17 protein-coding genes and 3 pseudogenes are annotated in these 19,207 nt (G+C 71.8%); 8 read left to right on the top strand and 12 right to left on the bottom strand.

The annotated features are described in order from the left end of the window. Window positions 1–66: 66 nt before the first annotated feature. From rlmB to ACU6P3_RS18485, 7 genes and pseudogenes are all read right to left on the bottom strand, one after another. Window positions 67–1,017, bottom strand: a complete 951-nt coding sequence (gene rlmB, locus ACU6P3_RS18515) for a 23S rRNA (guanosine(2251)-2'-O)-methyltransferase RlmB (protein WP_447193273.1) — start codon at window positions 1,015–1,017, stop codon at window positions 67–69. A gap of 297 nt (window positions 1,018–1,314) precedes the next feature. Continuing rightward, window positions 1,315–2,715: a cysteine--tRNA ligase gene (cysS, locus tag ACU6P3_RS18510; RefSeq protein WP_447193272.1), complete on the bottom strand. Its 1,401-nt coding sequence runs from the start codon at window positions 2,713–2,715 to the stop codon at window positions 1,315–1,317. A 256-nt stretch (window positions 2,716–2,971) separates the two neighbouring features. Next, complete coding sequence (locus tag ACU6P3_RS18505) at window positions 2,972–3,376, bottom strand: PPOX class F420-dependent oxidoreductase (protein ID WP_030755349.1); 405 nt, start codon at window positions 3,374–3,376, stop codon at window positions 2,972–2,974. Window positions 3,377–3,581: 205 nt separating this feature from the next. Next, window positions 3,582–3,746 (bottom strand): annotated as a pseudogene (locus ACU6P3_RS18500) (transposase); the annotation flags it as partial. 280 nt (window positions 3,747–4,026) lie between these two features. Next, window positions 4,027–4,647, bottom strand: coding sequence for a 2-C-methyl-D-erythritol 2,4-cyclodiphosphate synthase (gene ispF, locus ACU6P3_RS18495; RefSeq protein WP_447193271.1), 621 nt, complete (start codon window positions 4,645–4,647; stop codon window positions 4,027–4,029). After that, a pseudogene (gene ispD, locus ACU6P3_RS18490) lies at window positions 4,637–5,435 on the bottom strand (2-C-methyl-D-erythritol 4-phosphate cytidylyltransferase). Before ispD ends, ispF begins: the two are co-directional and overlap by 11 nt. 698 nt (window positions 5,436–6,133) lie before the next feature. Then, window positions 6,134–6,616 carry a CarD family transcriptional regulator gene (locus ACU6P3_RS18485; protein ID WP_003953493.1) on the bottom strand — a complete coding sequence of 161 codons (483 nt, stop codon included), beginning with the start codon at window positions 6,614–6,616 and terminating at the stop codon, window positions 6,134–6,136. Between the two features lie 911 nt (window positions 6,617–7,527). On the opposite strand from ACU6P3_RS18485, the gene ACU6P3_RS18480 reads away from it, so the two are divergent. Then, window positions 7,528–8,223 (top strand): copper chaperone PCu(A)C domain-containing protein, encoded by a 696-nt coding sequence (locus ACU6P3_RS18480; protein ID WP_447193270.1) that lies wholly within the window; start codon window positions 7,528–7,530, stop codon window positions 8,221–8,223. Window positions 8,224–8,466: 243 nt separating this feature from the next. Here the strand turns inward: ACU6P3_RS18480 and phoP are convergent, their stop codons facing one another. Together phoP and phoR are read right to left on the bottom strand one after the other, a co-directional pair. Further along, the gene (gene phoP / locus ACU6P3_RS18475; RefSeq protein ID WP_467577674.1) at window positions 8,467–9,138 is read right to left on the bottom strand and encodes a two-component system response regulator PhoP; all 672 of its coding nucleotides are present in this window, start codon (window positions 9,136–9,138) and stop codon (window positions 8,467–8,469) included. A 5-nt stretch (window positions 9,139–9,143) separates the two neighbouring features. After that, window positions 9,144–10,481, bottom strand: a complete 1,338-nt coding sequence (phoR, locus tag ACU6P3_RS18470; protein ID WP_447193269.1) for a two-component system sensor histidine kinase PhoR — start codon at window positions 10,479–10,481, stop codon at window positions 9,144–9,146. 315 nt (window positions 10,482–10,796) lie between these two features. Between phoR and phoU the strand changes: the two genes are divergently transcribed. The 3 genes from phoU to ACU6P3_RS18455 all read left to right on the top strand — a co-directional run bounded on the left by phoU (window position 10,797) and on the right by ACU6P3_RS18455 (window position 12,779). Then, window positions 10,797–11,477 carry a phosphate signaling complex protein PhoU gene (gene phoU, locus ACU6P3_RS18465; protein WP_030755367.1) on the top strand — a complete coding sequence of 227 codons (681 nt, stop codon included), beginning with the start codon at window positions 10,797–10,799 and terminating at the stop codon, window positions 11,475–11,477. 241 nt (window positions 11,478–11,718) lie between these two features. Beyond that, window positions 11,719–12,402 (top strand): DUF4232 domain-containing protein, encoded by a 684-nt coding sequence (locus ACU6P3_RS18460; RefSeq protein ID WP_447193268.1) that lies wholly within the window; start codon window positions 11,719–11,721, stop codon window positions 12,400–12,402. Window positions 12,403–12,629: 227 nt separating this feature from the next. After that, the gene (locus ACU6P3_RS18455) at window positions 12,630–12,779 is read left to right on the top strand and encodes a hypothetical protein (RefSeq protein WP_199814120.1); all 150 of its coding nucleotides are present in this window, start codon (window positions 12,630–12,632) and stop codon (window positions 12,777–12,779) included. 105 nt (window positions 12,780–12,884) lie between these two features. Here the strand turns inward: ACU6P3_RS18455 and ACU6P3_RS18450 are convergent, their stop codons facing one another. Beyond that, window positions 12,885–13,751: an oxidoreductase gene (locus tag ACU6P3_RS18450; RefSeq protein WP_447193267.1), complete on the bottom strand. Its 867-nt coding sequence runs from the start codon at window positions 13,749–13,751 to the stop codon at window positions 12,885–12,887. A gap of 74 nt (window positions 13,752–13,825) precedes the next feature. Between ACU6P3_RS18450 and ACU6P3_RS18445 the strand changes: the two genes are divergently transcribed. From ACU6P3_RS18445 to relB, 3 genes and pseudogenes are all read left to right on the top strand, one after another. Beyond that, entirely contained in the window at window positions 13,826–14,479 is a 654-nt protein-coding gene (locus ACU6P3_RS18445) for a DNA-binding response regulator (protein ID WP_447193266.1), read from the top strand. 28 nt (window positions 14,480–14,507) lie between these two features. After that, window positions 14,508–14,672 (top strand): annotated as a pseudogene (locus ACU6P3_RS18440) (type II toxin-antitoxin system RelE/ParE family toxin); the annotation flags it as partial. Next, window positions 14,669–15,007, top strand: coding sequence for a type II toxin-antitoxin system RelB family anti-toxin (gene relB, locus ACU6P3_RS18435; protein ID WP_447193265.1), 339 nt, complete (start codon window positions 14,669–14,671; stop codon window positions 15,005–15,007). The pseudogene ACU6P3_RS18440 and the gene relB, both read left to right, overlap by 4 nt. Before the next feature lie 106 nt (window positions 15,008–15,113). Here relB and ACU6P3_RS18430 read toward each other — a convergent pair whose 3' ends face one another. Further along, a complete protein-coding gene (locus ACU6P3_RS18430) occupies window positions 15,114–15,875 on the bottom strand; it encodes a phosphoglyceromutase (protein WP_447193264.1) in 762 nt (253 codons plus the stop codon). A gap of 215 nt (window positions 15,876–16,090) precedes the next feature. Here ACU6P3_RS18430 and ACU6P3_RS18425 point away from each other — a divergent pair, with 215 nt between their 5' ends. Then, on the top strand, window positions 16,091–17,473 hold the full coding sequence (locus tag ACU6P3_RS18425) for an MDR family MFS transporter (RefSeq protein ID WP_447193263.1): 1,383 nt from the start codon (window positions 16,091–16,093) through the stop codon (window positions 17,471–17,473). Between the two features lie 134 nt (window positions 17,474–17,607). Here the strand turns inward: ACU6P3_RS18425 and ACU6P3_RS18420 are convergent, their stop codons facing one another. Beyond that, the gene (locus ACU6P3_RS18420; protein WP_447197948.1) at window positions 17,608–19,131 is read right to left on the bottom strand and encodes a N,N-dimethylformamidase beta subunit family domain-containing protein; all 1,524 of its coding nucleotides are present in this window, start codon (window positions 19,129–19,131) and stop codon (window positions 17,608–17,610) included. Window positions 19,132–19,207: the final 76 nt, after the last annotated feature.

Raw genomic sequence — 19,207 nt, 5'->3', positions numbered from 1 at the left:
CTGTCGTCGCCGCCTGCCCCGGCCGTCGCTTCCGCCACCGCCCCTGTACCGGACGGCCCCGCCACGTCAGCGCCGCAGGCGCGCCGCCTCGTACAGCACGACGCCGGCCGCCACCCCGGCGTTCAGCGACTCCGCGCCGCCCGGCATCGGGATGCGCACCCGGATGTCGCACGTCTCGCCCACCAGCCGCGACAGCCCCCGGCCCTCGCTGCCGACCACGATCACGACGGGCCCCTCGAGCGCCGCCAGGTCACCGACCTCGGCCTCGCCGTCCGCCGCCAGGCCGACGACCGTGAGCCCGGCCTTCTGGTACGCCTCCAGGGCGCGGGTCAGGTTGGTGGCCCGCGCGACCGGCGTACGGGCCGCCGTACCCGCCGACGTCTTCCAGGCGCCGGCCGTCATCCCGGCGGCGCGCCGCTCCGGTACGACGACGCCGTGGCCGCCGAAGGCGGCGACGGAGCGGACGACGGCACCGAGGTTGCGCGGGTCGGTGACCCCGTCCAGCGCCACGATCAGCGGGTCCTCCCCGTCGTCGAGCGCGGCCGTCACCAGGTCGTCCGGGTGCGCGTACTCGTACGGCGGGACCTGGAGGACGAGCCCCTGGTGGTTCAGGCCGCCCGTCATCCGGTCCAGCTCGGGCCTGGGCGCCTCCATCAGGTGGATGCCGCCGCGCTCGGCCGCGAGCTGGAGCGCCTCGCGGACGCGCTCGTCGTTGTCGATGAACTGCTGGACGTACAGGGTCGTCGCCGGTACGCCGTCACGCAGCGCCTCGAAGACCGGGTTGCGGCCCACGACCATCTCGCTGCTGCCCTTGCCGCCCCGCCGGGCGACCGGACGCCGCTGGGCCTGCTTGGCCTTGGCGTTGGCGATGCGGTTCTTGATGTGGCCCTTGCGGGCGGACGCGGGCGGCGTGGGGCCCTTGCCCTCCAGTCCGCGGCGCCGCTTGCCACCGCTACCGATCTGCGGGCCCTTCTTTTTGGACACGCTGCGGTTGTTGCGCTGGCTGTTCCCGGCCATGACCTACCTGTTTCGTTGCTTCTGATGCGCTGCTTCTGATGCGTCGCTGCTGACGGGTTGCTCGTGCCGCGTTGCTCGGTCCGACGGTTCTCGTCCGGCGTTGCTCGTGCGGGGCGCTCCGGAAATCCGTGCGGGCCGTACGGCCCGTGTGCCCGCCGTACGGGCCCCGTACGCCGTACGCGCCCCCTACAGCGTACGGAACGGTCCCCGCGCGGGTGGCGCCGACGGCGGGGTCCCGGCGGGCGACGCACCCGCGCCGGGGCACCGCGTCAGCCGCGCCGGAGCCGGCTCACCGCGTCAGCGCGGGCCGAGCGTCCAGCGCGGCCCCGCCGGGCTGTCCTCGATGACCAGTCCCGACTGCTGGAGCTGGTCCCGGATGGCGTCCGCCGTGCCCCAGTCCCTGCGGGCCCGGGCGGCCTCGCGCTGGTCGAGCACCAGCCGTACGAGCGTGTCCACCACACCGTGCAGGTCGTCGCCCCGGTCGGCCTCGCCCGCCCAGTGCTCGTCGAGCGGGTCCAGGCCGAGGACGCCGAGCATGGCCCGTACCTCCGCGAGCCGGGCCACGGCCGCTTCCTTGTCGTCCGCCGCCAGCGCCGAGTTTCCCTGCCGGACCGTGGTGTGGACGACCGCGAGGGCCTGCGGCACGCCCAGGTCGTCGTCCATGGCCTCGGCGAAGGCGGGCGGCACCTCGTCGGCGGGCGCGACGGCCTCCCCCGCCTTCTCCGTGACGCGCTGCACGAAGCCCTCGATCCGGGCGAACGCGGACTCGGCCTCCCGCAGGGCCTCCTCGCTGTACTCGATCATCGAACGGTAGTGCGGTGTGCCCAGGTAGTAGCGGAGCACGATGGGCCGCCAGTGCTTGACCATCTCGCTCACGAGCACCGAGTTGCCGAGCGACTTGGACATCTTCTCGCCGCTCATGGTGACCCAGGCGTTGTGCACCCAGTACCGGGCGAACTCGTCCCCGAACCCCCTGGCCTGCGCGATCTCGTTCTCGTGGTGCGGGAAGATCAGGTCCAGGCCGCCGCCGTGGATGTCGAAGGCCGGGCCCAGGTACTTGTGCGCCATGGCCGAGCACTCCAGGTGCCAGCCGGGCCGGCCGCGACCCCACGGGGTCTCCCAGGACGGCTCGCCCGGCTTGGCGGCCTTCCACATCGCGAAGTCCCGCGGGTCACGCTTGCCGGTCTCGCCCTCCCCCGACGGCTGGCGCATCTCGTCCAGGTCCTGGTTGGACAGCTCCAGGTAGCCGGGGAAGGAGCGGACGTCGAAGTAGACGTTGCCGTCGGCCTCGTACGCGTGTCCCCGCTCGATCAGGCCGCGCATCATCTCGATCATCTCGGTGATGTGGCCGGTGGCACGCGGTTCGTACGTGGGCGGCAGGCAGCCGAGGACGTCGTAACCGGCGTTGAACGCGCGCTCGTTCTCGTACCCGATGGCCCACCAGGGGCGCCCCTGGTCGGCGGACTTGCTGATGATCTTGTCGTCGATGTCCGTGACGTTGCGTACGAACGTCACGTCGTAGCCGCGGTACTCGAACCAGCGGCGCATGATGTCGAAGTTGAGTCCCGACCGGATGTGTCCGATGTGCGGGGCGGCCTGCACGGTGGCGCCACACAGGTAGATCGAGACACAGCCCGGCGTGAGCGGGGTGAAGTCACGGATCTGCCGGGCGCCGGTGTCGTACAGCCGAATAGTCACGCCACAAGGGTAGTGCGCTTCGGGCCGTGCCCCGTGCCCCTTGGGGGCACGGGGCACGGGAGTGTGCCGTTTGCGCCGACTTGGTCCATTCACCCGGCATATGCGCCCCGCCTGGCCAGGGGACGACGGGATTCCGGCGGACCGGCGCACGACGGCGGCCCGGCCCGGCTCGGAACGGCCGGGTCCGAATCGGTACGGCCCGGAACTCGGACCGGTCGGCTCGGCCTGCGGGCCGGCCCGGACGGGGCCGGCCGGCTCAGATCCGGCCGACGACCTTGCGCGGGGTGATCCGTACGACCACGCGCGCCGCGTCCTCGCCCGAGGCCGGGTTGAACTCGGCGTACGGCTTGCCCGTGTACTTCAGGGACAGTTCGTCGATCAGCTCCTGGCCGCCGTCGGTGGTGAGGGTCGCGGAGCCGCGGATCTCGGCGTACGTGTACGGCGAGTCGGCCGGCTGGACGACCACCGACACCCTCGGGTCCCGGCGCAGGTTCTGCTCCTTGCGCCGGCCCACGGTGGTCGAGATCAGCAGGTCGTCACCGTCCCGCTTGACCCACACCGGCGACACCTGGGGGCTGCCGTCGGGCTGGATGGTGGCGATGTCGACGAAGACGGGCCCGTCGAGGACTTCCTTGAGCTGGTCGGAGAGTGCGGCGGTCATGGGTGCCTGTGCCTTTCTGTTGAAAACTTCCTGGGACTGTCTCGAGTGGCACGGTCGATGATCTCTCAGCGTTCCCCCAACGCATGCCCGGCACCCGGCGTTTTCAGCGCGATCTGGCGCGGAACCCGGGGGGCTCACGCCCGGGAGGAAGCGCTTCTTGGTGCTGCGCTGACCCGCGCTGGCGCACGGACCTGCGCTGTTGGCCTCAGTCGGGGCGTTTCTGGTTCTCGATGTATTCCTTGATGACGGCGAGCGGGGCACCCTCGCACGAGGCGGCGAGGTAGGACGGCGACCAGAAGTGCTCACCCCACAGGTACGTGCGGATGTGGTCGGGGAACTCCTGCCGCAGGCCCCGGGCGGAGACACTACGACCAGCGGACCGTGTCCATCTGGAGCGTGGACGGCCGGGTCAGGGGCGTGCCGTTCGTCTGCTCCGCCGACGCGCTCTCTTTTCATCTGCCGGGGGTGCGGGGGCGTTGCCCACGCCGACCGGAACGCTTCCCACAACATCGCCACCCGTGGCGAGAGCGTGTGGAACGCGGGGCGTGAGTCACGCGTCCCTGCCACCCCATAACGGGGTGTCTGGACGGAGGAGTCCACCCCAGCAGCCAGCTGGGCACTACCTCCAAGCCCGGCCCTTCAGCGCCGGGTCAAGTTGACGCCGCACTGTCCGTACGGACCACCAGCGCCGTCGCGATCGCCGCGAGCCCGTCGCCGCGCCCGGTGAAACCGAGCCCGTCGGAGGTGGCCGCCGAGACCGAGACCGGGGCGCCCACGGCACCGCTCAGGACCCTCTGCGCCTCGTCCCGGCGCTTGCCGATCTTCGGCCGCTTGCCGACGACCTGGACGGCCACGTTGCCGATGGTGAAGCCCGCGTCGCGCACGATCCGGGCCGCCTCCGTGAGGAGGGTGGTCCCCGAGGCGCCGGACCACTCGGGGCGTCCGGTGCCGAAGTGTGCGCCGAGGTCACCGAGCCCGGCGGCGGAGAACAGCGCGTTGCAGGCCGCGTGGGCGACGACGTCCGCGTCGGAGTGCCCGGCCAGGCCGGGCCCCTCGCCCTCCCAGAGCAGGCCGGCGCACCACAGCTCGCGGCCCTCCTCGAAGGCGTGGATGTCGGTGCCGATCCCGACCTGCGGCAGCAGGGGCGGCGGGGGCGATGAGGTCTGCCGGGACGCGCTCCCGGACCCGGCGGGTACGCCGCCCGACCCGGTCGGCCCGGACCCGGGGCCGGTGGACCCCGGCCCGGTGGACGTGGACGTGTCAGAAGCCATCGTTGGCCCTCCTCCGCGCGAGAACCGCCTCCGCCAGCACCAGATCCAGCGGCCGGGTCACCTTGAACGCCTCCTCGTGGCCGGGCACCACCACGACGGGCGCGCCGAGGCGCTCGACCATGCCCGCGCAGTCCGTGGCGCCCTCGCCGACGGCCGTCACGGTCCGGTGCGCGCGTTCGAGCGTCTCCCGGTCGAAGCCCTGCGGGGTCTGGACGGCGCGCAGCAGGGCCCGCTCCGGGGTCGCGACGACCGGCTCGGGTTCGCCCTTCCCGCGCGGTTCCACCTGCTTGACGGTGTCCGCGACCGGCAGCGCGGGCACCACGGCCGGTGCTCCGTCCCGTACGGCCTCGATCACCGCGTCCACCGTCTCCACCGGCACCAGAGGGCGGGCCGCGTCATGGACGAGCACGTCGGTGATGTCCTCGGGCAGCGCGTCGACACCGAGCCGTACGGACTCCTGGCGGGTCTCACCACCGGGTACGACGAGGTAGTCGGTGCGCTCGGGCAGCGCGTGCTCGTCCAGGAGGATCTTGACCTGGGGTGCTCCGTCGGGCGGTGCGACCACGACGACGAGCGAGACGGCGCGGGAGGCGGCCATCGCCCGTACGGCGTGGATCAGCATCGGCGTGCCGCCCAGCGCGCGGAGCGCCTTGGGGGCGCCCGGGCCGAGCCGTACCCCCCGGCCCGCCGCGGGGATCACCGCGGCGGTGCGACGATGGCTGGCTGGGTCTGTCATCGGTTGTTCTCCGGCAGGTTTGTTTCCTCGGCCGACATGGGTATGGCCACAGCGTGCCGGGCGTGACGCCTTGACCGGACCCTTCCGTGACACGGTCGAGACGGGCCGCCCCGGCTCCCCGGTCCAGCACAGCTGGTGCCGGGGACGAAGGTATATGCGGCTGTCATGTAGCACGACACGCATGGCCGAAACGGCACGTACGCATGGCGACACGGGGACTGGGACGGGACTGGGCGGGGTACGCGAAGGTGTACGCGGCCGTTCGACCGCTTCGGCCTCGACCTCGCCTCGGTTTTCGGTGCCGACGAAGTCGACGAACAAGACGTCGGGCGGGTGTGGCCGGGACGCGGCCGCACCCAGGCGCGGGCAGGCTCCTTCCGGGCATGCCGCAGCGCCCGGCGACTCAGCCTTTCCCTCGGATGGCCGCCGGGCGCCTGAACTCGAAGCCTGAGCTGGGAGCCGACGGTGGCGCGAGGGCGGGAGCTGGTCAGCGGGCACCACGGCATGTGCTGCGTTGTCCGGTTACTGGTCCGGTCCGCGCTCCGACCGGGTGACCGGTCGGGCCGTCCCGACTGTTTCGTGTTTCGTCGGGCCGTTTTCGGCGACGAAGGGTTCGGGTGTTCCGTGTTCCGCGTCACGGCTGCTGCGCTGTTGTTCCGCCTCGTTCGTGCTGCGTCGTTTCCACGCTTCAGGTCTTCCACGCTTCAGGAGCAGGACGGACCGCAGGACGGCACCGCGTACGCGTACACGTCAGGACGCGAGGACCTCGTCGAGCAGAGCCTCGGCCTTGTCTTCGTTCGTGTTCTCCGCGAGGGCGAGCTCGCTGACGAGAATCTGCCGCGCTTTGGCGAGCATGCGCTTCTCACCGGCGGAGAGTCCGCGCTCGCGCTCACGACGCCACAGGTCACGTACCACTTCGGCGACCTTGATGACATCGCCCGAGGCGAGCTTCTCCAGATTTGCCTTGTAGCGACGGGACCAGTTCGTCGGCTCCTCGGCGTACGGCGCTCGCAGCACCTCGAAGACCCGGTCCAGCCCGTCCTGACCGACCACATCGCGCACGCCGACGAACTCCGCATTGTCCGCCGGTACACGCACCGTCAAGTCGCCCTGGGCGACCTTGAGCACCAAGTAGGTCTTGTCCACGCCTTTGATCTGGCGAGTTTCGATGGCCTCGATCAGCGCGGCCCCGTGATGGGGATAGACCACGGTGTCGCCAACCTTGAACGTCATGTGACAGGTACCCCTTCCGTGGCTATCCAGGGTAACACGAGAATGGGCACTTCTGAATGGCGTTTTCGCAGGTCAGGCCGCATCTCAGGGCTTGACAACAGCGACTGGAACGTGCTGCGGACGGCTTCCGGAGGGGGGTATTCGCAGGTCGGAGCCGCTGCGCGGGCGCCCCGAAACGCGCCCGTCACCCGCCGCGCGAGACCCCCCAGAAAGGGTGAACGTCCCGATTTGCCCGATTCGGTGCGCCGCACTCCCTCTACTCCGTTCGCATGTCGATCACGCATACGGACGGAAGTGAGACGGATGCGGGACGGAAGTGCGGCGGAAGTCGTGCGGGATTCCGAATTTGATCACCGCGGGAGGCGGCACGGTATTCGGAAGGAAAGTTTGTCGGCGGCGGAATTGATCACGTGGTTTATGTGAACGGACCGCGAAACGTCCACGCGACGCGATACCGGCGGCCATGCGAGCGGGGTGGCGGCGAGAGTACCGAGCGGGCCGGGAGCGGGGGCACCGGCGAGCGGGGTGCCGGTCCGGGCGGCCTCGTGGGCGCGGGTCCCGGCGGGGCGCCCGCTCGATCCCGCGCGAGGCCCGTGCGGGTGCCGTTCGGGGCCCGTGCGGGTGCCGCGCGGGCTGCGGGAACGGCGGCCCGGCCGGGGCCCGGAGCGAGGGCCCGGCACGTCCTGGACCGAGGTGAGTCCGGGGCCCGGAGCGAGGGTGCCGCGTATCGAGGCGGGTCGGGTGCGAGGCGTCCGAGGCGGCTCGGTAACCTGATGCCCGCTGATAGCGCTTTTTGTTCCACCGTCAGCTGTCGGCGCGACCTCGGCCCGGACAGGACCTGGCCGGGCCCGTTCTGAACGGTTGCGCCGCAAACGCCCGAACGTCCGTACGTCCTAGGAGTTGCCGCCGCCGTGAGCCGCAGCCTTCGACGCGGCGCCCTCGCCGCCCCTGCCCTCGTGTTCTCACTCGCCTCGCTCACCGCGTGCGGCGCCGGCAACAACGCGCAGACGCTCGGCGTCAAGCCGGACCACGCCGCCACGTCCGTCGGGGACATCAGCATCCAGAACGCGACGGTGGTCACCCAGCCCGAGCCGAGCGCGGCGGGCCCGGCGGTCGTCACCGGCACGTTCTTCAACAGCGGCCGCAAGGCCCAGACGCTGGACTCCATCTCGCTGCCGGGCACCGGCGCCACGGTGAAGCTCAGCCCCGCCAAGGGCTCCGGCCCGATCACCGTGCCGGCCGGCGGCTCGGTCCAGCTCGGCGGCGAGGGGAACGCCTCCGCCGTGGTCGAGAAGGGCCGCGAGGCCGCGAGGGACGGGGACGCGCAGAAGGTCGTGTTCACGTTCAGCGAGACCGGCGACATCGACCTGCGGGCCTTCGTCATCCCCGCGACGAGCTACTTCAAGGGGGTCGGCCCGAGCTCGCTGCCGACCCCGTCCAACTCCCCCGCCGGCTCGCCGGCGCCCGGCCGGACCGGCGCGGGCAACGAGGAGCAGGCCGGTAACGGGGACACGCCGGGCGCGGGCTCGTCCCCGGACGCGGACCCGACCCCGCAGGACAACGCCGCGGGCGGCGGCGCGCAGGGCGCGGGCGGCGAAGGCCACTGAGCCCCGTAACACGCGTAGACCGCTGTGGCGCCGCGCCCGGGCAGGGTGAGGCGCCACAGCGGTCTCTACGGCTGCGCTATGCGTATGGGAGATGTACGGATACGTGTCCGCGTCGGTACGCGGGCGATGCGTACGGCGCGGGCGAGGCGGAACGGCCTCCGGCAGGCGGCCCGGGAGATCCCGTGTCCCCGCCCGGTCCCGGTCCTGGCCTTGGTCGCGGCCTTGGTTCCGGCCGCGGTCGGCCTACGGCTCGAACTTGTAGCCCAGGCCCCGCACCGTCACCAGGTAGCGCGGCGCCCCCGGATCCGGTTCGATCTTGGCCCGCAACCGCTTGACGTGGACGTCGAGGGTCTTCGTGTCGCCCACGTAGTCCGCGCCCCAGACCCGGTCGATCAGCTGCATCCGGGTCAGCACCCGGCCCGCGTTGCGCAGCAACATCTCCAGCAGGTCGAACTCCTTGAGCGGCAGGTCGACCTTGCCGCCGGAGACCGTGACGACATGGCGGTCCACGTCCATCCGGACCGGGCCGGCCTCCAGGGCAGCCGGGGTGACCTCCTCCGGCTCACCGCGGCGGCGCAGGACGGCGCGGATCCGGGCGACCAGCTCCCGCGAGGAGAACGGCTTGGTCACGTAGTCGTCGGCTCCTATTTCCAGGCCGACGACCTTGTCGATCTCACTGTCCTTGGCGGTGACCATGATCACCGGGACATTGGACCTGCCGCGCAGCTGGCGGCAGACCTCGGTGCCCGGCAGGCCGGGCAGCATCAGGTCGAGCAGGACGAGGTCGGCGCCGTTGCGTTCGAACTCGTCGAGCCCCTCGGGCCCGGTGGTCGCGATCGCGACCTCGAAGCCCTCCTTGCGGAGCATGTAGGACAGGACGTCGCTGAAGGATTCCTCATCCTCGACGACGAGCACTCGGGTCACGGAAGGACCTCCGGGGCTGGAAGCACGGTCGGGGGATCCAGCTCATCGCTGGTCTGGGTGTCGGTGTCGGGGTAGGACGGCCGGTCGTCGTCGTCCGGGCCGGGGGTGTCTGTGACGGTGGCTGCCGCGGCTGCCGCGGTGGTGGCCGTAGCCGTGGCCGTAGCCGCACGGCCGCGGTTCCGCTCGGCAGCCGCCTCGGGCAGCCGCAGCGTGAAGGTGGAGCCCTGGCCCTCGGAGCTCCATACCGTGACTTCCCCGCCGTGCGAGGCGGCCACGTGTTTGACGATGGCGAGGCCGAGCCCCGTACCGCCGGTGGCCCTGGAGCGGGCCGGGTCGACGCGGTAGAACCGCTCGAAGATCCGCTCCCGGTCCTTCTCCGAGATGCCGATGCCCTGGTCGGTGACGGCTATCTCGATCAGGTCCCCGCCGGTGGCGGGGACGCGCCGCGCGGCGATCCCGACGCGCGTACGGGCCGGGGAGTAGTTGACGGCGTTCTCCACGAGATTGCCGAGGGCGGCGGCCAGCTGGCCGCGGTTGCCCCAGACGCGCAGGTCGACGGTGCCGCCCGCGGCCATGGTGATCTGTTTCGTGGACGCGGCGTGCCGGGACCGGTCGATGGCCTCGTCGACCAGCTCGTCCACCCGCACCGGCTCGGCGTCCTCCAGCGGGTCGTCGTTCTGCACCCGGGAGAGGTCGATCAGCTCCTGGACCAGATTGGTCAGCCGGGTCGCCTCGACCTGCATCCGGCCCGCGAAGCGGGTGACCGCCTCGGGGTCGTCGGAGGCGTCCATGACGGCCTCGGAGAGCAGGGAGAGCGCACCGGTGGGGGTCTTGAGCTCATGGCTGACGTTCGCCACGAAGTCGCGCCGTACCGCTTCGATCCGCCGGGCCTCGGTGAGGTCCTCGACCAGCAGCAGGACCAGCCGGGAGCCGAGGGGAGCGACCCGCGCGGAGACCGCGAGGGCCTCGCCCCGGCCCGTGCCCCGCCGGGGGAGGTCCAGCTCCACCTGCCGTATCTCCCCGTCCCGCCGGGTGTCGCGGGCCATGAGCAGCATCGGCTCGACGGCGAGCTTGCCGCCCCTGACCAGCCCGAGCGCGTACGCCGCCGAGCTGGCCTTGACCACGGAGTCGCTCTCGTCGAGCACGACCGCGGAGGAGCGCAGCACGGAGAGGACGGTGTCGACACCCGGGGGCAGTACGGCATCCGTGTGCAGGGACGTACGGGTCGGTCTCGCCTGGTCGCGCTCGCTCCAGCGGAACGCCAGCATGGCGATCACGCCGGTACACACCCCGGCGATCGCTGCCAATGCGGCGACAGCCGCGTTCACGTCCATACAGCCAGGTTATGCGCGCCCACCGACACTCTCCCAGACGCTCGGGTGTCTCCTCCGACACTCGTCGCCCAGAGTTCACCGAGGGGAAAGTGACGGTTCACTTGGGAGGGAGGAGACGGACTCGTAGCCGCCCGAACGTGGCGAACATGGCAGCGTAGGGGCCGGATCCCGGGCGGCCACGGCCCGCGCGGACGGACGGCCCGCGCGGACCGGACGGACCGGACGGGCCGCCCCGCCGGTCACGAGCGGGACGGTACCGAGCAGCAGGCAGCACGACGTACATGACGTACTTGACGTACAAGAGAGGGACACCCCATGCGGGACGCGTACCACGAGGAACTGGACTCGATAGGCGAGGACCTGGTCGAGATGGCCCGGCTGGTCGGTTCCGCCATCGGGCGGGCGACCACCGCCATGCTCGACGCCGACCTGAACCTGGCCGAGAGCGTGATCGCCGGCGACCAGAAGGTCGACGACCTCCAGCACGACCTGGAGGCCAGGGCCATCGCCCTGCTGGCCCGGCAGCAGCCGGTCGCGACGGACCTGCGGATCGTGGTCACCTCGCTGCGGATGAGCGCGGACCTGGAACGTTCCGGCGACCTGGCGCAGCACGTCGCCAAGCTGGCCCGGCTGCGCTTCCCGGAGTCGCCCGTACCGCACGACCTGCACGCGACACTGCTGGAGATGGGGCAGCTCGCGCAGCGCCTGATGGCGAAGTCCGCCGAGGTGATCATCACCAAGGACGTCGAGCTGGCGCTCCAGCTGGAGCAGGACGACGACGAGATGGACCTGCTGCACCGCACGCTGTTCCAGCACCTGATGGACGACCGCTGGAAGCACGGCATCGAGACAGCGGTGGACGTGACGCTGCTGGGCCGCTACTACGAGCGCTTCGCGGACCACGCGGTGTCGGTGGCCAAGCGGGTCGTGTACCTGGTGACGGGCGAGCACGCGGACGAGATCCAGCCGGCGGAGACCCCGGTCGAGGGCGCCTGACCAACCGGCCGGGACGGCCGGACGAGGCGGCGTCGGACCGGACAAGCCCGAGGCCTGCCGCTGACCGCTGTCGTCGGCGGCATGCCTCGGGCTTTCGTGATCATGTCACCGGTCTGCGACAGCGCTGTCCTGGAACGAAGACTCCGGACCCCCAGGGGCCACACCGGCCCCATAGTTGTCAAGCGAGCACCGAGAAGCCGAACCGTTTCGGCCTCAACCACTGATCATCAAGGGGATCTCAATGTCCGGCAACCGTCGCAAGGCCTTCCTCGTCTCCGCAGCCCTCGTGGGTGGCGCCATGCTGATGACGGCGTGCCAGGACTCGGACGCGGCCACGGACACCGGCGCCTCGCAGAGTTCTCCGTCCGCCGCGCAGGCCGGCGGTGCCGCCGCCTCGTCCGGCTCGTCGGCCTCGGACAGCGGTCAGGGCACGGACAAGGGCACCGACGCGACGGGCAAGGGCACCGAGGCCGATGCCGGGGCCGGCTCCGGCGTCGACACCGGCGACGGCAAGCGGGAGCAGGTGGAGCAGATCTGCGGCGCCAACGACATCTCCTGGAGCACCAGGTCAGAGTCCCAGGCCGGCGGATACATCCTGATCATGGCGAAGGCGAAGTCGGGGATCACCTGTTACCTGCCCGCCGAGCTTCCGACCGTCGCGTTCGGATCCGACGGCACCGAGGCGGGCCCCGCGGAGCAGTCCGTCGGCGAGCAGGTCAAGCTGAGCGGGAGCACCACCGCCTACGCGGGGGTGAACCCGAAGACCACCAGCGAAGACGGTGGCAAGGAGCTGGACAGCATCATCGTCGCCGTCGGCAACGATGACCCCGACCCGGTTTCCCTGCCGGTCGGCACCATCACCGTCGACAAGCCGATCGTCACCAACTGGCACACCGCCCCGGCGGACGCCGTTCCCTCCAACTGAACCGACCCGCGGCGCGCAGGCCGCGTTCGGCACTCCGGGGGCACTGCACCCCGGGGGCACTGCCCTCCGGGGCACTGCGGCGAGCGGGGAAAGCCGAAAGGCAGGGCGTACGCGGGCGTACGGCGCGGCTTGCGCGCTTGCGCCGCGGATGCGCCGTTGCCGGAACCGCCCCTTGAGGCATGCAATGGGCCGAGGCGACACAGATGCCCGCCTTCGAGGAGGATCCCATGGCCGATTCCCCCCTGACCGCCCCGGTCCGGCAAGCGCCCGCCGGCGTACCTCACCAGACCGTCCTCGCCGCCTGCGGCTGCGGCTCGGGCTGCGGCTGCGGCTGCCAGTCCGGCGGCTCCTGCCAGTGCGGCGGCAGCTGCGGCTGACCCGCTCGTACCGGTGCCGCGCGCCGCGCCGTCACCCACCGTGCCCCGCCCAGGACGTCCTCGTCCTGTGCGGGGCACGCCGGGTTCGGGACTTCGTAGCTCCCATCAGGCGAGTACGGACAGATCCTCGGACGTCAGGGCGATCGACCCGGCGGCGATGTTCTCCTCCAAGTGGGCGAGGGAACCGGTGCCGGGGATGGCCAGGATGTTGGGGGATGAGGCGAGCAGCCAGGCCAGGGCGATCTGCGGGACCGTGGCTCCGTGCCGGTTCGCGACCTCGGCCATGCGCTCACCGGTGAGGTCGCTCAATCCGCCGCCCAGAGGGAAGAACGGCACGTAGGCAATGCCTGCCTCCACGCAGACGGCCAGAAGCCGGGCGTCGTCGCGCTTGGCTGCGTGGAAGTGGTTCTGGACGGCCACGACGGGCGCGATGCTACGGGCCTCGGCGAGGTGGTCGGCGTCGACGTTGCTCAGTCCCAGATGACGGATCAGGCCCTCCTCCCGGAGTGCGGCAAGCACCTCGAAGCGGGCGGCGACGGACTCGCCGCGCGGCGGTTCCCCCGCGCCACCGATGCGCAGGTAGACGAGATCGAGGCGGTCCACGCCGAGGGTTTCGAGGTTCTCCTCGACCATGGGCCGCAGGTCCGCCGGGTCGGTGGTCGCCGCCAGACCGCCGTCAGGGGTGCGGGCCGGGCCGACCTTGGTGGCGATGACCAGATCGGCCGGGTAGGGGTGGAGGGCCTCGCGGATCAGGGCGTTGGCCCGGACGGTTCCGTCGCCGCTGGTGTAGAAGGCGGCGGTGTCGATGTGGTCGACGCCGAGTTCGACGGCGCGGCGCAGGACGGCACGACCGGTCTCCGGATCGCGGGCCGCGCCATGGAATTCGCGGGTGGGCAGACGCATGGCCCCGAAGCCGACGCGGTTGATCGGGAGGTCGCCGCCGAGGGGGAAGTCGCGGAAGTCATCGCTCATGGACTTGAGCTTCGGCGGCGGGCCGTCCGGCCGCGAGCCCGTGGCAGCTTGCTGCCAGTGGACACAATGGACGTATGACAGAGAGCGTGACCATCCGCGGCGACCTGGAACTCGTCGCCCGTACCGAGCATCTCTTCTCCTCGGTCCGCGAGGAGTTCGTCTGTGCCGCCCGCGATCTCCACACCTGGGACCACCTCGGCGCCCGGCACGCCGCCCAGGCCCGGATGCGGAACAGCGGCGCCCGGCGGGTCCGCAAGCTGTACGGTCCGGCCGCGCCGGCCGACGAGCGCACCCGCGAGCACATGTACGAGCTCGTCGGCAGGGGCGCACGGGTACGGATCGCCGCCACCGCTCTCCCGCACGAGACGATCGTCATCGACCGCAGGTTCGCGATCCTCGCCGGCGTGGACGCTCCCGGCGGACGCGAGTACACCGTGACCACGGCACCCGCCGTGGTGGGCGGGGTCTACGCGCTGTTCGAAGCCGTCTGGGAGCACGCCACCGACCTCGGCGTCTTCCTGAGTGACGAGCCACCCCTGCTCGACGCCGAGAGCCGGACGGTGCTGCGCGCGCTGGGATCCGGTGCCACCGATGAGACGGCCGCCCGGGAACTCGGCATGTCCCTGCGGACCTACCGTCGCCGGGTGGCGGAACTGCTCCACACGCTCGGCGCGGACTCCCGGTTCCAGGCCGGCGTACGCGCGGGCGAGCTGGGCCTGCACAGCTGAGGCCGGACCAGGATCGTCCGGGGGCGGCGAGATCCGGATCCTCTTCGCTCTCGATCCGGTGCGCCGGGCGGTCTTGCTGGTGGCCGGCGACAAGGCAGGCAACGGGCGGCAGTGGTACGACGTGAACATCCCGATCGCCGAGGAGCGCTGTCAAGCGCACCTGTCCGACCTTGAAACCAGGGAGTACGAATGAGCACGGTCAGCTGGGAGGAGACCAGGCGTAAGGCTCGTGAGCGTCGTGCGGCCGCCGGCCTGCCGGTGCGATCGGCGGAGGAGAAGCGAGCAGCCATGGACAGGCTGACCGCGGAGGTGCGCGCACACAAGCTCGCAGAGGTCCGGCGCGAGCAGGCGCTGCCCCAGCGCCAGGTGGCTGCGTCGATGGGAGTCTCAGCGCCTCGTGTCTCCACGATCGAGCACGGTGCACTGGACCGTGCGGAGGTCGCGACGCTCCGGGCTTACGTGGAAGCGCTCTGCGGGCGGCTGCGTGTGGTCGCCGATTTCGGGGACGCGGAATACACCATTGCCTGAGACGAGCCCCTCAGTCCCCCTGCGTCGTCGCACCTGACGGCCCAGGGGCAACGACAAGCCCCCTACTCGCGGAGAAACCGCAGGTAGGGGGCCTATTCGTGCGGGCTTACTTCTTCTTGCCCTGGTTCTTGACCGCCTCGATCGCGGCTGCCGCCGCGTCCGGGTCGAGGTAGGTGCCGCCCGGGTTGGCGGGGCGGAAGTCCGCGTCCAGTTCGTACAGGAGCGGGATGCCGGTGGGGATGTTCAGGCCCGCGATGTCGGCGTCGGAAATGCCGTCGAGGTGCTTGACCAGGGCGCGCAGGCTGTTGCCGTGGGCGGCGATCAGGACCGTGCGGCCGGTGAGCAGGTCCGGTACGACGGCGTCGTACCAGTACGGGAGCATCCGCTCTACGACGTCCTTGAGGCACTCGGTGCGCGGGCGCAGCTCGCTCGGGATCGTGGCGTAGCGCGGGTCGTCGCTCTGCGAGAACTCCGTGCCGTCGGCCAGCTCGGGCGGCGGGGTGTCGTACGAGCGGCGCCACAGCATGAACTGCTCCTCGCCGAACTCGGCGAGCGTCTGGGCCTTGTCCTTGCCCTGGAGGGCGCCGTAGTGGCGCTCGTTCAGGCGCCAGGAGCGGTGGACCGGGATCCAGTGGCGGTCGGCGGACTCCAGGGCGAGCTGCGCGGTGCGGATCGCGCGCTTCTGTACGGAGGTGTGCAGCACGTCGGGCAGCAGGCCGGCGTCCTTGAGCAGCTCACCGCCGCGGATCGCCTCCTTCTCGCCCTTGTCCGTGAGGTTCACGTCCACCCAGCCGGTGAACAGGTTCTTCGCGTTCCACTCGCTCTCGCCGTGGCGGAGGAGGATCAGCTTGTACGGTGCGTCGGCCATGGGCCCGAGCCTAATCGACCCGCACCTGGCCCGGTCCTGGCCGGGTGCGGTGGCCGTTCCGGTGGGTTCGGGAGGGCGTCGGCCGCCGACGTTTGACGATCGCCGTCAATTCGGTGGCGCCGCGAAACCGGCCGTACGTACGTTTCCGGTGGCTGCTCCGGAACGCCGTCCGGTCGGCCGTCACCGCAGCTCACAGCCGTCCCGGGGGGATTCCTATGTCCATCAGCGTGTCAGCGGGCGCAATGGGACGGGCGGTGCGGGAGAGCGTCTCGGGGCTGCCCCGGGCGTTCTGGTGGCTGTGGACCAGCACCCTGGTCAACCGGCTGGGCGCCTTCGTCGCCACGTTCATGGCCCTCTACCTCACCCTCGACCGGGGCTACTCCGCCGCGTACGCGGGTCTGGTGGCCTCGCTGCACGGGCTGGGCGGGGTCATCTCCTCGCTCGGGGCCGGCGTGATGACCGACCGGCTGGGCCGCCGGCCCACGCTGCTGATCGCGCAGTCGGCCACGGCCGCCTCGGTGGCGCTGCTCGGCTTCATGCGGGATCCGCTGGCGATCGCGGGGGTGGCGTTCCTGGTGGGGATGGCCTCGAGCGCGTCCCGCCCCGCCGTGCAGGCGATGATGGCCGACATCGTCAGGCCCGAGGACCGGGTGCGGGCGTTCTCGATCAACTACTGGGCGATCAACCTCGGCTTCGCGATCTCGTCGGCCGGCGCGGGGTTCATCGCGCAGTACAGCTATCTGGCGGGCTTCCTCGGCGAGGCGGCGCTCACGCTGGCGTGCGCGGTGCTGGTCTACCTGAAGCTGCCGGAGTCGCGGCCGGAGCGCGAGACCGCCGGCGAGGTCCCCGGCGGAACGGGGACCGGGAAGGGTGCCGGCCCCGAGGCCGGACTCGGGACCGTCCTGCGCGACGGCCGCTTCATGGGTGTCGTCGGCCTGTCCTTCGTCGTCGCGCTGATCTTCCAGCAGGCGTACGTCGGCCTGCCGGTGGCGATGGGCGCGGACGGGTTCACCAGCGCGGAGTTCGGCGCCGCCATCGCCGTCAACGGACTCCTGATCGTGGTCATGCAGATCCCGGTCACCCGCTTCATCCAGCACCGCGACCCGCGCCGGCTGCTGATCGTCTCTTCGGTGCTGGCGGGGTACGGCTTCGGGCTGACCGCGTTCGCCGGGTCGCTCGCCGTGTACGCGCTGACGATCGTCGTCTGGACCCTGGCGGAGATCGTCAACGCGCCGACGCAGACGAGTCTGGTCGTACGCCTCTCCCCCGCCCAGGGCCGGGGCCGCTACCAGGGCGTGTACACCACTTCCTGGGCGGTCGCGAGCCTGGTGGCGCCGCTGATGTCGGGCTTCGTCATCGACCGGTTCGGCGCCGCGTGGCTGTGGGCGGCCTGCGCGGTCCTGGGCACGGCGGCGGGCTTCGGCTACTGGCTGCTGATGCGCGGCCTGCCCGACGAGCGGAAGGCCGCGCGGGGGGCCGCGCCGGACGGTGCGCGGGGCGGGGAGCGCGCCCTGCCCGGGGAAGCCGCGACCGCCGCGACCGGTGCGACCCGTGCGACCGGCGCGGCCCGCGCCGAAACGGTGCCGCCCGCCTGCTGAGCACCCGGTGACCGCGTGCTGACCGCCCTGCCGGCTGCCCTGCCGACCTTCTGTCGGACCACTGTCGGCCCCGCCGACCCGACCGTTCCGCGCCCCCGGCCCACAGAGTGCCCCGCCCGCGGGGTGCGCAACGGTCAGGCCGGCCTGGCCTTTCCGTACACCTCCCGCACGTTGTCCCTCGGCGCCGGCCTCGTCCGCGCCGCCGGACCGGCGGCGAAGGCGCGGAGCAGGTTCTCCGTCGTACGGGTGACGAAGGCGCCGGTCCGGGCGTCCAGGCCGTGGTTGCGGCCGTTCTCCCGGGTCCCCGCCATCAGGCCCTCCACCCAGCGCATCGTGCCGGAGGCGAACACGCCCGCCCCGCCGGGCACGGTGTAGTACGCGGAGTCGGCGTGACTGCGCCGCCCGTCGCAGACCAGCGGCGAGTGGGCGACGATCTCGATCGGCTCGGGCGCGGACGTCCCCGGCGTGACCCGGTCGTACTCCACCCCGACCAGGTGGTCGAAGGCGTCGCCCCGCTTCACCCGCGTCCCCTCGAACAGCCAGTGGCCGGCGGCGTGGACGACATAGGGCGCGTCCGTCGGGTACCCCTCGTACAGCACGCCGGTCAGGGCGGACTCGGGGTCCGCGCCCGGGCCCTGGCGGAAGTCGGTGGTGGCCATCTCGGGGTGGGCCTTCAGGTACGGGTCGTCCCGGTAGGAGGTCTTGTAGCAGACCACCGTGCGCGGCGCGGCGGACGTGCGGGAGCGCCCGCCGTCCTCCAGCCTGATCCGGCGGAAGCAGGTGTTCGCCCCGAGGAAGGCCAGGTTGGTGCCCGCGTCCCGGGCCTCGGTGAAGTGGCGGCGCTGCTCCGGCGTCCAGTACTCGTCGTGGCCCAGCGAGACCGCCGTCACCGCGCCGCGCAGCACGGCGGGGGCACGGTGGACGTCCATGCCCGTGGTGTACGCGAGCGGGATGCCCAGCCGTTCGGCGAGGACCACCAGGGCGCGTTCGTAGACCAGGAACTTCTCGGCCCCGTTGCCGTCGTAGGGCCGGTCGAAGGTCACCGCCAGGGAGCGGTAGCCGTAGCCGCCGTTCTCGTCCTCGTAGAGGCTGTAGCCGCCCCACTTGTTGTACGCCTGCCAGGTCGCGGGCGCGTGGACGAGCAGCGTCCGGCCCTTGGCGCTCGCGGAACGGACGATCAGGGGGATGTAGCGCTGATGCCCGTTCTCGGCGTCCAGCCGGAGCAGATAGGCGCCTTCGGGCCAGCCGTCGGTACGGACGCCGAGCGTGCGGTCCCAGTCGGCCCGCGCCGTGCGGGTGGCGACGACCATGCGCGGGCCGCGCTGGACCCGGCCGCGCACGCGCTCCGAGCGCCAGACCAGCCGGGCCCGGTGCCCGTCGTACCAGCCGATCCGGTACGCGCTGACGCGGAAGCCGGGCGCGGTGGTCGAGACGTACAGCCCGAACTCCTCCCCCGGCAGCACGCTCACCTTGTCCGTGAAGCCCTGCACCGCCTCCTGCGGGCCCACCGAGCGGATACGCCAGTCGGGGCTGCCGGACCGGTCGCGCTCGGCGTCGGCGGCGGTGGGGTCGGTGGCCGTGGGATCGGCGTCCGCGGTACGGGATGCCGCGCCGGGGGAGCGCCGTTCGGCGGAACAGCCGGCCACGGCGGCTCCCATGGCGGTTCCGACGGCGGCTCCCACGCCGATGCCGATGGCCGAGCCGAGGAAGTGCCGGCGGTCCGGGCCGGGCGGA

It is taken from the genome of Streptomyces hebeiensis, assembly GCF_052983195.1.
This window is presented reverse-complemented; position numbering and strand designations above follow the sequence as displayed.

Coding starts and splice junctions, on each gene's coding strand:
- rlmB (WP_447193273.1), bottom strand. CDS start 1,017: ATGGCCGGGAACAGCCAGCGCAACAACCGCAGCGTGTCCAAAAAGAAG.
- ACU6P3_RS18505 (WP_030755349.1), bottom strand. CDS start 3,376: ATGACCGCCGCACTCTCCGACCAGCTCAAGGAAGTCCTCGACGGGCCC.
- ispF (WP_447193271.1), bottom strand. CDS start 4,647: ATGGCTTCTGACACGTCCACGTCCACCGGGCCGGGGTCCACCGGCCCC.
- ACU6P3_RS18485 (WP_003953493.1), bottom strand. CDS start 6,616: ATGACGTTCAAGGTTGGCGACACCGTGGTCTATCCCCATCACGGGGCC.
- phoR (WP_447193269.1), bottom strand. CDS start 10,481: ATGGACGTGAACGCGGCTGTCGCCGCATTGGCAGCGATCGCCGGGGTG.
- phoU (WP_030755367.1), top strand. CDS start 10,797: ATGCGGGACGCGTACCACGAGGAACTGGACTCGATAGGCGAGGACCTG.
- ACU6P3_RS18460 (WP_447193268.1), top strand. CDS start 11,719: ATGTCCGGCAACCGTCGCAAGGCCTTCCTCGTCTCCGCAGCCCTCGTG.
- ACU6P3_RS18455 (WP_199814120.1), top strand. CDS start 12,630: ATGGCCGATTCCCCCCTGACCGCCCCGGTCCGGCAAGCGCCCGCCGGC.
- ACU6P3_RS18450 (WP_447193267.1), bottom strand. CDS start 13,751: ATGAGCGATGACTTCCGCGACTTCCCCCTCGGCGGCGACCTCCCGATC.
- ACU6P3_RS18445 (WP_447193266.1), top strand. CDS start 13,826: ATGACAGAGAGCGTGACCATCCGCGGCGACCTGGAACTCGTCGCCCGT.
- relB (WP_447193265.1), top strand. CDS start 14,669: ATGAGCACGGTCAGCTGGGAGGAGACCAGGCGTAAGGCTCGTGAGCGT.
- ACU6P3_RS18430 (WP_447193264.1), bottom strand. CDS start 15,875: ATGGCCGACGCACCGTACAAGCTGATCCTCCTCCGCCACGGCGAGAGC.
- ACU6P3_RS18425 (WP_447193263.1), top strand. CDS start 16,091: ATGTCCATCAGCGTGTCAGCGGGCGCAATGGGACGGGCGGTGCGGGAG.
- ACU6P3_RS18420 (WP_447197948.1), bottom strand. CDS start 19,131: ATGGGAGCCGCCGTGGCCGGCTGTTCCGCCGAACGGCGCTCCCCCGGC.